Annotated in this window: 17 protein-coding genes; 4 read left to right on the plus strand and 13 right to left on the minus strand. The window is 75.7% G+C overall.

The features are described from left to right. Positions 1 to 87: 87 nt before the first annotated feature. The 3 genes from IH44_RS0126575 to IH44_RS48500 are packed head-to-tail and all read right to left on the minus strand — an operon-like array spanning position 88 to position 3580. Positions 88 to 1449, minus strand: a complete 1362-nt coding sequence (locus tag IH44_RS0126575) for an MFS transporter (RefSeq protein ID WP_051817346.1) — start codon at positions 1447 to 1449, stop codon at positions 88 to 90. Beyond that, on the minus strand, positions 1446 to 2285 hold the full coding sequence (locus IH44_RS48495; protein ID WP_030462260.1) for an SDR family oxidoreductase: 840 nt from the start codon (positions 2283 to 2285) through the stop codon (positions 1446 to 1448). The genes IH44_RS0126575 and IH44_RS48495 overlap by 4 nt, the downstream gene beginning before the upstream one ends. After that, positions 2282 to 3580: an NAD(P)/FAD-dependent oxidoreductase gene (locus IH44_RS48500; RefSeq protein ID WP_030462261.1), complete on the minus strand. Its 1299-nt coding sequence runs from the start codon at positions 3578 to 3580 to the stop codon at positions 2282 to 2284. The genes IH44_RS48495 and IH44_RS48500 overlap by 4 nt, the downstream gene beginning before the upstream one ends. Before the next feature lie 134 nt (positions 3581 to 3714). Here IH44_RS48500 and IH44_RS0126590 point away from each other — a divergent pair, with 134 nt between their 5' ends. Then, complete coding sequence (locus IH44_RS0126590; protein ID WP_030462262.1) at positions 3715 to 4350, plus strand: TetR/AcrR family transcriptional regulator; 636 nt, start codon at positions 3715 to 3717, stop codon at positions 4348 to 4350. A 75-nt stretch (positions 4351 to 4425) separates the two neighbouring features. Continuing rightward, on the plus strand, positions 4426 to 5007 hold the full coding sequence (locus IH44_RS0126595; protein ID WP_030462263.1) for a GNAT family N-acetyltransferase: 582 nt from the start codon (positions 4426 to 4428) through the stop codon (positions 5005 to 5007). A gap of 84 nt (positions 5008 to 5091) precedes the next feature. Here the strand turns inward: IH44_RS0126595 and IH44_RS0126600 are convergent, their stop codons facing one another. Next, entirely contained in the window at positions 5092 to 5505 is a 414-nt protein-coding gene (locus IH44_RS0126600; protein WP_030462264.1) for a hypothetical protein, read from the minus strand. 59 nt (positions 5506 to 5564) lie between these two features. Further along, a complete protein-coding gene (locus IH44_RS0126605; protein ID WP_030462265.1) occupies positions 5565 to 6344 on the minus strand; it encodes an NAD(P)H-dependent oxidoreductase in 780 nt (259 codons plus the stop codon). A gap of 150 nt (positions 6345 to 6494) precedes the next feature. Here IH44_RS0126605 and IH44_RS0126610 point away from each other — a divergent pair, with 150 nt between their 5' ends. Next, on the plus strand, positions 6495 to 7355 hold the full coding sequence (locus tag IH44_RS0126610) for a helix-turn-helix transcriptional regulator (RefSeq protein WP_030462266.1): 861 nt from the start codon (positions 6495 to 6497) through the stop codon (positions 7353 to 7355). On the opposite strand, the gene IH44_RS0126615 is transcribed toward IH44_RS0126610, so the two are convergent. Beyond that, the gene (locus tag IH44_RS0126615) at positions 7352 to 7960 is read right to left on the minus strand and encodes a TIGR03086 family metal-binding protein (protein ID WP_030462267.1); all 609 of its coding nucleotides are present in this window, start codon (positions 7958 to 7960) and stop codon (positions 7352 to 7354) included. The genes IH44_RS0126610 and IH44_RS0126615 overlap by 4 nt on opposite strands. A 210-nt stretch (positions 7961 to 8170) precedes the next feature. On the opposite strand from IH44_RS0126615, the gene IH44_RS0126620 reads away from it, so the two are divergent. After that, entirely contained in the window at positions 8171 to 9382 is a 1212-nt protein-coding gene (locus tag IH44_RS0126620; protein ID WP_030462268.1) for an acetylhydrolase, read from the plus strand. Between the two features lie 39 nt (positions 9383 to 9421). Here the strand turns inward: IH44_RS0126620 and IH44_RS0126625 are convergent, their stop codons facing one another. The 7 genes from IH44_RS0126625 to IH44_RS0126655 form a co-directional block, all read right to left on the minus strand. Then, on the minus strand, positions 9422 to 10078 hold the full coding sequence (locus tag IH44_RS0126625; protein ID WP_030462269.1) for a response regulator transcription factor: 657 nt from the start codon (positions 10076 to 10078) through the stop codon (positions 9422 to 9424). Then, positions 10075 to 11277, minus strand: coding sequence for a sensor histidine kinase (locus IH44_RS0126630; RefSeq protein ID WP_081967134.1), 1203 nt, complete (start codon positions 11275 to 11277; stop codon positions 10075 to 10077). Before IH44_RS0126630 ends, IH44_RS0126625 begins: the two co-directional genes overlap by 4 nt. Before the next feature lie 116 nt (positions 11278 to 11393). Further along, entirely contained in the window at positions 11394 to 11654 is a 261-nt protein-coding gene (locus tag IH44_RS0126635; RefSeq protein ID WP_030462271.1) for a hypothetical protein, read from the minus strand. Continuing rightward, positions 11651 to 11914 carry a hypothetical protein gene (locus IH44_RS0126640; RefSeq protein ID WP_157852468.1) on the minus strand — a complete coding sequence of 88 codons (264 nt, stop codon included), beginning with the start codon at positions 11912 to 11914 and terminating at the stop codon, positions 11651 to 11653. The genes IH44_RS0126635 and IH44_RS0126640 overlap by 4 nt, the downstream gene beginning before the upstream one ends. A gap of 199 nt (positions 11915 to 12113) precedes the next feature. After that, positions 12114 to 12542: a VOC family protein gene (locus tag IH44_RS0126645; protein WP_030462273.1), complete on the minus strand. Its 429-nt coding sequence runs from the start codon at positions 12540 to 12542 to the stop codon at positions 12114 to 12116. Positions 12543 to 12666: 124 nt separating this feature from the next. Beyond that, positions 12667 to 13065, minus strand: coding sequence for a hypothetical protein (locus tag IH44_RS0126650; protein ID WP_051817347.1), 399 nt, complete (start codon positions 13063 to 13065; stop codon positions 12667 to 12669). Between the two features lie 121 nt (positions 13066 to 13186). Further along, on the minus strand, positions 13187 to 14206 hold the full coding sequence (locus IH44_RS0126655) for an aminoglycoside phosphotransferase family protein (protein ID WP_030462275.1): 1020 nt from the start codon (positions 14204 to 14206) through the stop codon (positions 13187 to 13189). Between the last annotated feature and the right edge of the window lie 198 nt (positions 14207 to 14404).

Raw genomic sequence — 14404 nt, forward strand, 5'->3', positions numbered from 1 at the left:
GCTGCGGGTTCACTGCCGTTGCGCGCATCTGCTTCCGGTTCTGTCGAAGACCCGCAGCAGCACGGACACTCCGATGGGCTCCGACCGTCAGCGGCTCGGACCCGCCGTTCCCCGAGCCCCTGCATCCGCGTCCAGGGCGCAGCGGCGCTGGAACCCGAGCGCGAGGGCCATCAGCGCGGCGGGCAGCAGGGTGAACCCGGTCAGCAGGGCGGTCAGGGCGGTGTCGCTCTGCGGGGCGTGGGCGCCGCCGGTGCTGGAGACGAAGCCGCCGAGGGCGAGGACGGCGGAGTACAGGTAGGGGCCGACGGCGGTGCCGGTGGCCTCGGTGGCGGTCCACACGCCGGTGTAGGCGCCCGCTTCGGCGGTGTCGGCGGCGGCGACGGCGTCCGGGAGCAGCGCGAACGCGAAGAGCTGGAGTCCGGCGAAGGCGGTGCCCATGGCCATCACCACGGCGGCGGTGGCGGCGGTCCGGGCGGGGCCGTCGAGCAGGGCGGCGGCGGGCAGCAGGAGCACCGAGCCGGTGGCGAACCCGGCCTGGGAGATGAGCAGTCCGCGCTGCTTGCCGTTGCCCGGCCGCCGGGACCAGGCCGTCCAGGCGGGGCCGGAGAGCAGGGCGGGGGCGAGGAAGAGCCCCATGAGCAGGGCGGTGAGCTTCCCGTCCCGGAAGACGTACGCGGTGACGTAGGGCAGGGCGGCCAGGAACAGGTGCGTGGTGGTGCCGGTGAACAGGTAGGACAGCACCAGGGGGCGGAAGTTGCGGTCGCGCAGGGCGGTGCGCAGGTCGGCGCGGGTGGAGTGCCCGGCCCGTTCGGCGGGGGCCTTGAACCCGCACTCGGCGGTCAGCCGGCGCACGCCGCGCAGGGCGACGGCGGCGGAGGCGGCCATCGCGGCGGCCAGCAGCACGGCCATCCGGGTGTAGTCGGTGCGGGCGCCGCCGGAGGAGAGCGCAGGTGCGGCGACCCCGGCGGCGAGCAGGCCCGCCGTCAGCAGGGCCGTCCGGAACATGAAGACCCGGGTGCGTTCGTGGTAGCCGACCGCCAGGTCGGAGGGGGTGGTCAGGTAGGGCACCTGGAAGGCGGCGAACAGCAGGTTCCCGGCGGTGAACCAGCCGCCGACCCAGAGCGCGGCGCCCGGGCCGGTCAGCGCGGGCGGGACGCTGAACATCGCGGCCAGCGCGGCGCCGAGCAGCAGTCCGCCGCGCATCATCCGGCGCCGGTGGCCGTCGCGACGGGCCTGCCGGTCGGAGCGGGAGCCGAGCAGCGGGTGGACGACGACGTCGACGGCCTTGGGCAGCAGCAGGGCGGGTCCGGCCAGGGCGGCGCTCACGCCGAGCACGTCGGTGAGGAAGTACAGCAGCAGCAGTCCGGGCACGGTGACCCAGACGCCCATGCCGACCGACCCGGCCGCGTACAGCGTGAGCGCCTTCCGCCCGGCCCGGACCTCCGTCACTTCGTCCCCCTGTTCCGGGCGACCACGCCGGCGGCAAGTTCGGCGCCGTCGAAGGCCCCGGCGGCGGCCCGGGCGTTCAGGGTGCGGGCGACGATCCGGTCGGTGAGGGCGGGCAGGTGGCGGGCCAGGAAGAACTCGACGGCGCCCTTGCGGGTGGTGGTGACGTCGCGGTGCGGGCGGGTGGAGAACGCGGCCTTCCCGATCGCGTCGAGCACGCCCTCCAGCGGCTCGTACACGCTCATGCCCTCCAGCGAGAGCCCGGCGGCCGCGGTGGAGTCGTGGATCGGGCTGCGCACGGCGGACGGGTAGACGCAGCTGACGCCGACGTGGGTGCCGAGTTCGAGGCGCAGCGCGTCGGCGTAGGCGACCATGGCGCGCTTGGAGGCGCCGTAGGCGGCGGCCAGCGGGAGCTGCAGGACGGCCATCCGGGAGGCGACCATGACGACCCGGCCGCGGGCGGCGACCAGGGCGTCGACGCAGGCGGCGGTGGTGCGCCAGGTGCCGAGCAGGTTGATCTCCAGCTGGCGGCGGACCTCGGCGCCGGGGGCGTACTCGGCGGGGGCCGGTCCGCCGACGCCCGCGTTGTTGACGAGGACGTCGAGGCCGCCGAGGGCCTCCAGGGCTCGGGCGACGGTTTCGCGCACGCTGGCGTCGTCGGTGACGTCGCAGCGCAGCACGGGGAAGGGCTCGTCGCCGGTGGGCCGCAGGTCGAGGCCGCGCACGTGCGCCCCGGCGGCGGTGAGGCGTTCGCCGAGGGCGCGTCCGATGGTGCCGGAGGCGCCGGTGATCAGCACCCGGCGTCCGCGCGGGTCCTGACGGCGGTTCAGTGCGCTCACGGGGTCTTCTCCTTCCGGGCGCGGCGGGCGCCGGCCTTGAGTTCGCGGGGGACGGCGGCGACGTACCGGTCGAAGTCGATCCGCATCATCGGCCGCTTGTCGCCCCAGCGCCGGACGGCGGCGGCGTGCGCGCGGCGGACGTGTTCGCGCTGCCGCTCGGCGCCGGGCAGGGCGTAGCGGCCGGCGAGGTGGGCGGCGACCAGGCGGCCCTGGGCCTCGACCACGGGGAGGGCGGCGCCGGTGGACTGCATCAGTCCGACGAAGCTGAGGGTGGGGTCGTCGAGGTGGAACACCCGCTGGTAGAGCGGGAGTTGCTCGGGGTCGGGGCCGGTCCAGCGCTCGTCCAGGAAGGGGATCGTGACGCGGTAGCCGGTGGCCCAGACGATGACGTCGACCCGGTCGCTGCGCCCGTCGGTGAAGTGCACCCGGGTGCCGTCGAGCCGTTGGATGCCGGGGCGGGCCTCGATCTCGCCGTGGGTGAGGCGGTGCAGGACGGTGTCGCTGATGGTGGGGTGGTTCTGGAACAGGCCGCCGGCGGGGGCGGGCAGCCCGTACCGCTGGGGGGTGCCGACGGCGAGTTTGAGCACGCTCTGCGCGACGGCCTGCCGGAGCCGCCAGGGCAGGACGGCGAGCGCGCCGCCGGTGGCGTCGGCGGGGCGGCCGAACAGGTACTTGGGCACGATGTGGGTGCCGCGCCGGGCGGAGAGCAGCACCGGACCGTCGGCGGTGTGCGAGGCGTCGACGGCGATGTCCATCGCGGAGTTGCCCGTGCCGACGACCAGCACCCGCCGGCCCGCGTACGCGTCGGCGCCGCGGTGGTCGTGGGCGTGCAGCTGGGTGCCGTCGAAGCGGCCGGGGTAGCCGGGGCTGGGCCACTTCGGGTCCCGGTTGTGGCCGTTGGCGACGACCACGGCGTCATGGCGTTCGCCGTCGACCCGCCAGCCGTCGGCGTCCCGGACGACCCGCTCGACGGGCGTCCCGAACCTGACCCGCTCGGTGATGCCGAACTCCTCGGCGTAGTCGGCGAGGTAGCCGGCAACCCGGGCGGCGGACGGGAAGTCGGGCCAGTGCGCGGGCATCGGGAAGTCGGCGAACTGGGTGCGGCCCTTGCTGGTGTTCAGGTGCAGGCTGTCGTACGCCGGGGAGCCCCCGTCGCCGTCGTCGCCCGCCCACAGGCCGCCGACGCGGGTGCCGCGCTCCAGGACGGTGACGTGCAGCCCGTGGTCGAGCAGTGCCTTGGCGGCGGCCAGTCCTGCCGCGCCGGCGCCGATCACCGCCACCCTGGTCGAGCCCATGCCGGGTGCTCCTCTCGTGGAAAGGCGCTCATTCAATCGAATGATGGAGTCCGGCACAATGGGTGGTGACCTGCCTGTTCCCCCTCCATCACCTGATGGATTTCGTCCGCTCCGGTCCGCTATCCTCAGGGCCCATGAGCGACCTGCCCGAGGACGGCCCCCGCGAACGGATCCTGGCGACCGCCACCCGGCTGTTCGCCGAACGCGGCTACGACGCCACCAGCACCCGGGCGATCGGCGACGCGGTCGGCCTGAACATCGCCACCGTCGCCTACCACGTCGGCGCCAAGCCCGAGCTCTACCGCGAGGTGATGCGCCGCGCCCACCTCGCCCAGCGCCGGGTCGTCACCGAGGCCCTGGTCCGCCTGCACGCCTGCGGCCCCACCCCCGACGAGACCCGCGCCGCCCTGCTCGCCTTCGTCGACGACTACCTGTCCTTCTGCCTGGGCCACCCCGAGGTGCCCGCCCTGTGGATGCGCCGCTGGCTGGCCGAGGGCGCCGACCACTCCGACATCGAGAGCGAGTTCGCCGGCCCGCTGCTCGCCGAGGTCGCCACCGCCGTCCGGGCCGTCCTCGACCGCTCCGGCCTCGGCCCCGGCACCGACGTCGAGATGCTGGTCTTCACCATCGTCTGGACCTCCCACTCCTTCGGCCGGGCCGGCGTCATCGACCCGGACGGCACCCGCCGCGGCCCCCTCGACCTCCCCGTCCTGGACCGCTTCCGCCGCCACCTGCACACCGTGGTGACCTCCGTCGTCGACCGCGCCTGATCCCGCGCCGCACCTCACCGCACCGGACGGGAACCCGGTGGCACCGGGCCGCCCGGCCTTGCCATGATGCGGGGCATGCCTCCCCTCGTTCCCCCGGTCGTGCCGCCGGGCAGCCTCAACCGTTGTGCCCAGCCCGTCCTGCCGCTCGACGGCGGCCTGCTGCTGCGGCCCTGGCTCGACACGGACGCGGCGGACGTCGCCCGGGTGTTCCGGGACCCGGCGATCCGGCGCTGGCACCTGCGCGGGGCGGACTCCGACCAGGAGGCGGGCGAGTGGATCGTCCGGTGGCGGCGCGACTGGGCGGACGAGAAGGCCGCGCACTGGGCGGTGGCGGGGGCCGACGGCGGGCTGCTCGGGCGGGTCTCTCTGCAGTCCCTGGTGCTGTACGGCGGGCAGGCGGAGATCGCCTACTGGACCGCCCCCGAGGCCCGCGGGCGGGGCGTCTGCTCGCGGGCGGTGGCGCGGGCCTCGCACTGGGCGCTGCACGAAGTGGGCTTCCACCGGGTCGAGTTGGGCCACTCCACCGCGAACCCCGCCTCCTGCCGGATCGCCGACAAGAACGGCTACGCCCTGGAGGGCACCCGCCGCAGCGCCCTGCTGCACGCCGACGGCTGGCACGACATGCACCTGCACGCCCGCGTCCGGGAGGCGGACTGAGCGGGCGCACCCGGGCGTTCGGCGCAGCAGCAGCGTGCGCAGGTCCGGCCGTTCAACGGAACAGGGCGCGCAGGGCCCGGCCGTTCAGCGCAGCAGGGTGCGCAGGGTGCGGCGGAAGAGCAGGCGGCCGCACCAGGCGGTGGGGCGGTCCAGCAGGGCGGGCAGCGGGCCGATCCGCAGGTCCTCGCGCCAGCGGACCACGGCGCCGCCGCGGGGGTGCGGGCGGACCTCGATCTCGGCCCAACCCGTCACCAGCGGGCCGCGTTTGACCAGGCGGCAGATGCCGGGGCGGCCGCCGCCCGGGGGCTCCTGGCGGACCAGGTCCATCACGTCGTCGAAGCCGAACCGGCCCGCGCCCGTCCGGGCCACCACCGTCCGGCCGTCGGAGCGCACGGTGGTGAACGGGACGCCCGCGCCGTGCCGCGGCCAGTCGGTGACGCGCCGCCAGGCCTCTTCGGCGGACAGCGGGGTGGCCCGGACGGTGCGGAACTCGGTCATCCGGCGATGCTAACCGCGGCGCGGCGGCCCGGGCGGCAGGCCCCGCCGCGGCTCCGGGTTCAGGCCCGGGTGTGCAGGCCGAAGCCGGTGCGGCCGGCCGGTTCGAGGCCCTCCTTGAGGTGCAGGGCGGGGATCTCGTAGTCGCCGAAGTTCTGCCGGCGGAACGGGATCGGCTCGGTGGTCTCCAGGGTGAGCAGGCGCTGCTCCCAGGCCGCGGCGACGGCGGGGTACTGCTCGGGGGTGAGCCGGTCGCCGCCGTAGACCACGAAGGGCGGCAGCACTTCGAGGCCGGGGTAGTGCAGGATGCCGTGCTGGATCGGGAACAGCAGGTCGTCGATCGGGCCGTTGATGCCGCGGGCGGCGTAGTGCGGGGCGGGGCCGCCGACGGTGACCGAGAGCAGGGCCCGGCGCCCGGCCAGGGTGCCCTCTCCGAAGCGCTCGCCGTACTTGGTGTCGCTGTGCTCGCCGACGCCGTACGCGAAGCGGTAGGTGAAGACCCGGTCGACCCAGCCCTTGAGGATGGCGGGCATCGTGTACCACCACAGCGGGAACTGGAGGATGACGGTGTCGGCCCAGAGCAGCTTCTCCTGCTCGGCGCGGACGTCGGCGGTGAGCTCCCCGGCCTCGAAGGCGCGGCCGGAGTCCAGCGGGACCTTCAGCGGGCTGGAGGCGTGCGGGCCGTAGTCGGCGGCGTCGGCGGCAGCCTTCCAGCCCATCGCGTACAGGTCGCTGACCCGCACCCGGTGCCCGGCGGCCTCCAGCACGGACACCGCGTGGTCCTTGAGCGAGCCGTTGAGCGACTTCGGCTCGGGGTGGGCGTGCACGATCAGGGTCTTCATCGGGGTCTCCTCCGGTGCGGCGTTCTTCGACGCCTCCGATCCTGGGCGCCGCGGCGCCCGTTGTTCAGGGGCTCCGCTTCCGTAGGACCGGGCTTCCTGGTACTCGCAGGGCCACCCGCGGCGGGCCGCCGCCGGGCGATACTCGGAGGCATGGACGATCTCGCGGGCTTCCTGCGGACCCGGCGCTCCCGGGTCGACCCGGCCGCGGCCGGCATCCCCACCGACAGCCGCCGGCGGGTCGAGGGGCTGCGGCGCGAGGAGGTCGCGCACCTGTCCGGGGTGAGCGTCGACTACTACGTGCGCCTGGAGCAGGGGCGGGCCACCCAGCCCTCCGAGCAGGTCCTCGACGCGCTCGCCCGGGTACTGGGCCTGGACGCGACGGAGCAGGAGCACCTGCACCGGCTGGCCCGGCAGCCGCGGCGCCGGGCCAAGGCCCCGGGCGGGCGGATCCGGCCGGAACTGCTGCGCGTCCTCGACCTGGTCTCCGGCGCCCCCGCACTGATCATGGACCACCGGCTGGACGTGCTGGCCTGCAACCGCCTCGCCGAACTCCTGTACGGCCGCCCGGCGCAGGGCCTGAACACCGCCCGGCACATCTTCCTGGAGGAGCAGGAGCGCGGCCTCTACGGGGAGTGGGAGAGCTGCACCCGCGACGTGGTCGGGCACCTGCGGCTGGCCGCCGGGAAGTACCCGGACGACCCCCGGCTGGCCTCGCTGATCGGCGAACTGTCGATGGGCAGCGAGCGCTTCCGCCGCCTGTGGGCCCGCGCCGACGTCCGCGCCCGCACCCACGGCCACAAGTCCTACCGCCACCCCCTGGTCGGGCTGCTCGAACTCCACCAGGAGAACTTCGCCCTCCCCGACGGCTCCGGCGTCGAACTCCTGGTCCTCTCCGCCACCCCGGGCAGCCCCACCGAGGACGGCCTGCGCCTGCTCGCCGGCCTGGAGACCCCCAGCGCCTCCCCCTCGCCTGCACGAACGGCACCGGGGCACCCGCCGGGCAGCTCCTAACGGGCGTGCGGCGGCGTCCAGTCGGGGTCGCGGCCGAGCAGGCGCAGGGCCTGGTCGAGCGGGTCGGCGGCGGAGTCCCGGGCGGGCAGGGCGGGGGCGAAGGCGGCGCCGGGGCGCTCGCGGGCGGGGCCGGTGGGGACGAAGGCGGCGATCGGGAGGACGGCGGCGGTGAGCTCGGGGTCGAACTCGGGGCGGATCCCGAGGGCGGCGGCGACGTCCCAGCCGTGGACGACGTAGTCCAGGAAGTGGAAGCCGATCGCCTGCGGCGCGGGGAACGGGCCGCCGTCGCGGACCTCGGGCAGCCAGAAGCCCCGTTCGAGGACGCCCTCCTCGGCGAACGCGGCGGTGACCTCCTCCGCGGAGGCGGCGAAGACGCCCCCGGGGTCGTCCCCGACCGGCCGGTCCGCCCAGTCGGCGAGGTCGCGGCCGCCGCCGCGGGCCGCTGCGGCGAAGCCGTGGTTCTGGCCGGTCATGTGGGCGAGCAGTTGCCCGAGCGTCCAGGCGCCGCAGGGGGTCGGCAGGTGGAGCATGTCGGCGTCGACCCGGTCGACCAGGGACCGGGTGGTCTTCAGTGCGCGGGCGTCGAGGTCCTGAATGTCCGTCATGGAGCCGATGCTACCCGAGATTTCAGCACGAACGTGCGCACTGCTGTCTTTCGGCGCGCGCGACGGCGCCCGGGTCGTTGGTCGACGGACGACCATCAGACAGTCGGTCCGTCAGACCGGAAGGGGACGCCGGGTCCGCCCGGGAGCGGAGGGGGCGGTCGGCTCGCGGGGCGACGACCGGGCGGGGTGGGGCGGCCTACTTTTCGGGGCATGACAGGTATTCGCCGCGCGGCCGCCGCCGCGCTCGTCCTCGCCCTGACCCTGCCGGCCGCCGCCGCGCTGCCCGCCTCCGCCTTCGCCGCCGCCGCACCGCCGCCCGCCGCGGCCTCCGCCCCGACCGGACCCGCCACCGGACCCGCCGCCGGACCCGCCGCCGGGATCACCGCCGAACTGCCCCGCCCCACCGGCCCGTTCGCGGTGGGGCGGGACGTGCTGCACCTCGTCGACGAGCGGCGCCCGGACCCCTGGGTGCCGTCCGCGGGGCCGCGGCAGCTGATGGTGTCGGTGTACTACCCGGCCCGGCCGGACACCGGGGCGCCCGCGCCGTACCTGACCCTCGACGAGGCCCGGCTGCTGCTCGCCGAGAAGGCACCGGACTCGGGGCTGCCGCCCGAGTCGCTGACCGGGGTCCGCACCTGGGCCCGGACGGGTGCCCGCCCGGCGCCCGGCCGCTTCCCGCTGGTGCTGCTCTCGCCCGGACTCGGCTTCCCGCGCGCGCTGTTCAGCGGCCTGGCCGAGGACCTGGCCAGCCGCGGCTACGCGGTCGCGCTGATCGACCACACCTACGAGTCCTCCGGCACCACCTTCCCCGACGGCCGGACGCTGCCCTGCGCGATCTGCGACCGGCCGCCGGCCGGCGGGGCCGGGGCGATCGCCCGGAGCCGGGCCCTGGACGCCTCCTTCGTGATCGACCGGCTGACCTCCGCCCACCCGTCCTGGCCGCGCGCCGGCCTGATCGACCGCCGGCGGATCGGGATGGCCGGGCACTCGATCGGGGGCGACGCCGCCGCCGTGACCATGGCCGCCGACCCCCGGGTGCGGGCCGGGGTCGACCTGGACGGCACCTTCTACGCGCCGATGCCGCCGAACGGCCTGGACGGGCGGCCGTTCCTGCTGTTCGGCGCCGCCGACGAGGCCCCGGGGCTGGACTCCACCTGGGACGACGCCTGGTCCCGGCTGGACGGCTGGAAGCGCCGCCTGACCGTGGCGGGCGCCGAGCACGGCACCTTCAGCGACCTGCCGCTGCTCTCCGCGGCCGCCGGGATGCCCCGCCCGCCGGGAACGATCGACCCGCTGCGCGGCCTGGCGCTCTCCCGCACCTACCTGGCAGCCTTCTTCGACCTCCAACTGAGGGGCCGCCCCCAGCCGCTGCTGGACGGCCCCTCCCCCGACGCCCCGGAGGTCGCCGTCCAGACCCCGTGACCCCGCCACCGCGCCCACCGTTCCCAGTGCTCCGCCGGCTCAGTCGGACGGGGACACCAGGCCCGCCTCGTAGGCGGCGATGACCAGGTGGACGCGGTCGCGGGCGCCGAGCTTGGTGAGCAGCCGGGCCACGTGGGTCTTGGCGGTGGCGGCGCCGATGAACAGCTCCGCGGCGATCTCGGCGTTGGAGCGGCCGCGTCCGACCAGGGTGAGCACCTCGCGCTCCCGCCCGGTGATCCCGTCCAGCCGCCGCGGCCGCCGGGCGGGGGCCGGGCGGCCCGCGAACTCCTCGATCAGGCGGCGGGTGACGCTGGGCGCGAGCAGGGCGTCCCCGGCGGCTACCACCCGGATCGCCGCGATGATGTCCACCAGCGCCATGTCCTTGACCAGGAACCCGCTGGCCCCGGCGCGCAGCGCGGCGTGCACGTTCTCGTCGTCGTCGAAGGTGGTGAGGACCAGGACGCGCGGCGGTTCGGGTTCGGCGGTGACGGCCCGAGTGGCCTCGATGCCGTCGGCGCCGGGCATCCGGATGTCCATCAGCACGACGTCGGGGCGCAGCGCGGCGGCCAGCCGGACGGCTTCGGTGCCGGTGCCGGCCTCGCCGACCACCTCGAGGTCGGGGAGGCCGGAGAGGGCCATGGTCAGTCCGGCGCGCACCAGTTCCTGGTCGTCGGCCAGCAGCACCCTGATCGTCATACCGGCAGCTCCGCCACCACCCGGTAGCCGCCCCCGGGCCGGGGCCCGGCGGCGAACCGGCCGCCCAGCAGGGCGACCCGCTCGCGCATCCCGGCGATCCCGAGACCGGACCCGCTCCCGCCGCCGCCCACGCTCCCGCTCTCGCCGCCGCTCCCGTTCTCGCCTCCGGCGGGTCTGCCCGCCCGCCCGTCGTCGACGACCTCGACGGCCAACGTTCCCTCCCCGTAATGGAGTCGGACCCGGCAGTGCCGGGCCCCGGAGTGCCGCACCGTGTTGGTGAGCGACTCCTGGACGATCCGGAAGGCGGCCGTGTCGGCCTCGGGCGGCAGCGGCCGCCGTTCGCCCTCCCAGTGCACCTCGACCCGCACCCCGGCCCGTTCCACCGCCCCGGCCAGCCGCTCGACGGCCTCCAGGCCGACGGCGGCCGTCCGGCCCTGACCGCCGTCGGTGTCCGTGCGGCGCAGTGAGACCAGCATCCGGCGCAGTCCGGCCAGGGACTCGCGGCTGGTGGTCTCGATCGCGGCGAGCGCGGTGCGGGCGTCGGCCGGGCGGGCGTCGAGGACGAGTTGTGCGGCGCCGGCCTGGATGGCGATGACGCCCAGGCCGTGCGCGACGGTGTCGTGCACCTCGCGGGCGATCCGCAGCCGTTCGGCGGTCAGTTCCTGGGCGCGCCGGGCCGCGGCGTACTCCCGTTGCTGGCGCAGCGAGTTGCCGGCCAGCCAGGCGATGGCCAGGGCCGCGGCGAGGGCCGCCGCCGTGCTGAGGAAGTCGCTGGGGCCGTCGTTCGGGTGCGCGGCCGTCCACCACTGGGCGGACCAGAAGGCGAGTTCGGCCCCGGCGGCGGCCAGCGCGGTGCGGGGCGGCCGGGTGGCGGCGAGGACGCCGACCAGGACGGCGGCGGCCAGGAAGAACGGCCAGGTCCGCGCCCCGAGCGCGGCGGCGGCGCAGGACTCGGCGAGCAGCACTCCGAACACCGCCACCGGCCGCCGGCGGGCCGCGCCGACCGGCAGCGCCAGCAGCACGGCGGGCAGGCCGCGGGCCCCGAGCCCGCTGAACGGCGGCGTTCCCGCCGAGGTGACGGCGAACAGCAGCAGGGCGAACAGCCCGGCGGCGCACCAGGTCAGCGCCGAACGCGCCGCCGACCGCACCCGCGTCGGCAGCCGGCTGGGCCACGGCGGGCGCGGCAGGGCTCGATCCATCCGGGGATGCTAACCGTCCCCCGCCGCCGGGCACGTCCCCCCGCGGGCGTACGCCCGCAGGGGGAGGCCACCGGAAGCAGCTACCCGACGGGGCGTCAGCTGCCTTCCCCCACCGGTCAGTTGTCGAAGCCGGGGAGCCAGACCAGGCGCACCACGTCGATGGTGCGCTCGTCGGGGTTGACGAACACCTCGGCGGTGACGGACGGGGCCAGGACGACGTTGCGCAGGTCGCCCCACTCGTCGACGGGGGCGCCGGCCCGGTCGTCGAGCAGCACCAGGGACGCGGTGACCAGCGCGAAGAGGATGTCGTCCGCCTTCGAGATGGCGACCATGGTGTGGGCGGGCTGGTCCTGCAGCCATATCCGCCAACCGCTCACGCGGCGGCTCCCGCCTGCTGCGCCCGGCCGGCGGCCAGGACCTGGGCGACGGCGGCGCGGAAGCCGCTCCGGTCGCCGCCGTAGGCCGCGGACATCGCCCGCAGCCACCACGTGGTGATCACGGCCTCCCGGTCCGCCGGGTCCTCGACGGGGCCGAGTTCGTCGTAGAACCTGGCCCGCTCCTCGTAGGTGAGCGCCTGCTCGATGCCGTTGATGCTGCGCGGCACGCGCAACGTCCCGGATTCTGCTGTCGCGGTCATGCCTCTGCCCTCCCGTGCGTGTGCCTCGACGGTACCCCGACCTGCCGGATCCGTCTGCCACTCCCGCCCCCCGACCTCGCCCGACCGCCGGTCCGGGCCGTGATCCCGGCCGCCGGTCCGGGCTGCCGGTCCGAGTCGTGATCCGGGCCGCCGGTCCCGGCCGTGATCCGGGCCGGGCGGGCCGGAGTTGCGAAGGGGGTCAGTCGACGCAGAACTCGTTGCCCTCGATGTCCTGCATCACGATGCACGAGTCGTCGCCGCCGTCGTAGAGCAGGCGCACCCGCACCGCGCCGAGCGGGAGGAGCCGGGCGCACTCCGCCTCCAGCGCGGCCAGCCGCTCCTCACCGAGCAGCCCGGTCCCGACCCGGACGTCGAGGTGCACCCGGTTCTTGACGACCTTGCCCTCGGGAACGCGCTGGAAGTACAGCCGGGGCCCGACCCCGGTGGGGTCGGTGCAGGCCGACCACGCGTCGCGCTCGGCGGCCGGGAGCGACTCCTCGTACTGCTCCCAACTGGCGAAGCCCTTGGGCGGGTTCGACTCGTAGCCGAGCACCTCGCACCAGAACCGGGCGAGCCGGCCGGGTTCGGCGCAGTCGAAGGTGACCTGGAATTGTCTGAGCACTGCCATCCGGCCACCCTAACAGCGCGTCAGCCGGCCCTCCTCCGAATTACCGCCCGCCTCCGAATTACCGCCCGCCTCCGGGTTGCCGCCCGCCTCCGGGTTGCCGCCCGCCTCCGGATTGCCGCCCGGGTCAGGGGCGGTCGTCGCGGGGGCGGGTCCAGGGGTCGTCCTCGTCGTCCTCGACGGGGCCGTGTTCGGCCTCGTACTGTTCGCGGAGTTTGACGGCCCGCTTCTCGGAGGCTTCGCGCTCCTCGGGCGAGAGGTTCTGGGCCGCGGTGCGCATCTCGTCCAGGCGGGTGCCGATGGCCGACATGTAGCGGTCGGACTGGACCGCCTCGCGCATGCCGATCCGGCCGGTGAGCACCGCGCGGGCCATTTCGCGCAGTTCGGGGCCGATCTTGTCGTTGGTGGCCAGGGTGCGCAGTGCGCGGTGCAGTTCGGCGGCCTGCTCGGGGTTGTCGGCGACGTCCAGCAGCTCGTCGTCGTCGATCTCCCGGCCGCCGAAGTCGTCGTCCCGTCCTGCTGCCATCGTCGTTCCCCCGTCGTCTCGGTGGTCGGCCGGTTCGCGTCCGGGCCGACGTGACGGGGAGATCATATGCCTTTCCCAAGACGAGGTAATGGTCCGGCGCGGACCGGGCGGCCGGTCGGGTTCAGTGCAGCAGGGCGGTCCAGCCCGCCAGCGAGCGGAGGACCCGGGGCAGGTCGCGGGCGGTGGCGGTGACCAGGCGCAGTCCGAAGGCGCGCTGTTCGGGGGTGGCGGCGCGGTGGCCGAGGGCCAGCCACAGGCACCAGGCGGCGACCGCGAGTTGGCTGCGCAGCAGGCCCGCGAAGGCGGTGGGGTCGGCCGGTCCGGGCGGGCCGCCGGCGTCCAGGTAGGCGGTGAGCAGCGGGCGGACCGTCCGGGGGTCGGGGGCGACGGCGGGGCCGTTGGAGGGGGTGGCGAACCGGAAGGCCACGTTCACGGCCTCCCACCAGGGGACTTCCGGCCGGGCCGTCTCCCAGTCGATCAGCGCGTAGCCGTCGGGGGTGCGCAGCACGTTCGCCCGGGAGGTGTCGCCGTGCACCAGGACGGCGGCGGGGGCGGCGCGCTGCGCGTCGGCGACCAGGGCGGTGGCGTCGGCGACGGCGGGGAGCAGGGCGCGGGCCGGTGCGGCGACCGGGAGTCCGCCCGCTTCGGCCTCGGCCACCCACTGCTGCCACTCGGCGAGGGGGTGGGGCGGTTCGGGGGTGCCGCCGCCGGTGTCCAGCCGGGCGATCCGGGCCAGGGTGCGGCCGACCCAGTCGGTGGCGGCCGGGGTTTCGGCCCCGGTGCCGGGCCGGCGCAGGTCGTGGCCGTCCAGCCAGCCGCTGACCCGGACCACGTCCGGTGCGTCCGGGTCGGGCCGGTGCCAGTAGCCGACGGCGGGGGCCGGGGGCGGGACGGGGGGCGGCATGGCGATGCCCGCGGCGCGGGCGGCCTGCTGCAGGCGGTGCACCCGGTGGGCCTGTTCGTGGTGCCAGTCGCTGTGCAGGCGGCCGGTGCGGACCGTCCACCGCCCCCGGGTGGTGTCGAGTCGTCGGCTGTCGGTCGGGGCGCCCCCGTTGTCCAGCGGGTGCCAGGGGCCGAGCGGGCGGCCCAGGCCGAAGGCGGCGGCGGTCGCGGCGGCGGTCACGGCGGCGTCGGGTTCCATCCGCCGAGTCTGCGGCCCGGCGCCGTTCCGGCGCACCGGGTTTTCACCGCCCACCGCCGTGCACCGCCGTGCACCGCCGCCGGACAGGACGCTCGCCGCCCACCACCTCCTAATGTTGTTGTCAAGCAGCTGATGTGACGGGGAGTGCATGCTCGTAGTGCTTCCCGTCACGAATGAGGGCCCAGAGGACGTTGACGC

The organism is Kitasatospora sp. NRRL B-11411 (assembly GCF_000721345.1).
In the GTDB taxonomy this organism is placed as follows: domain Bacteria; phylum Actinomycetota; class Actinomycetes; order Streptomycetales; family Streptomycetaceae; genus Kitasatospora; species Kitasatospora cineracea.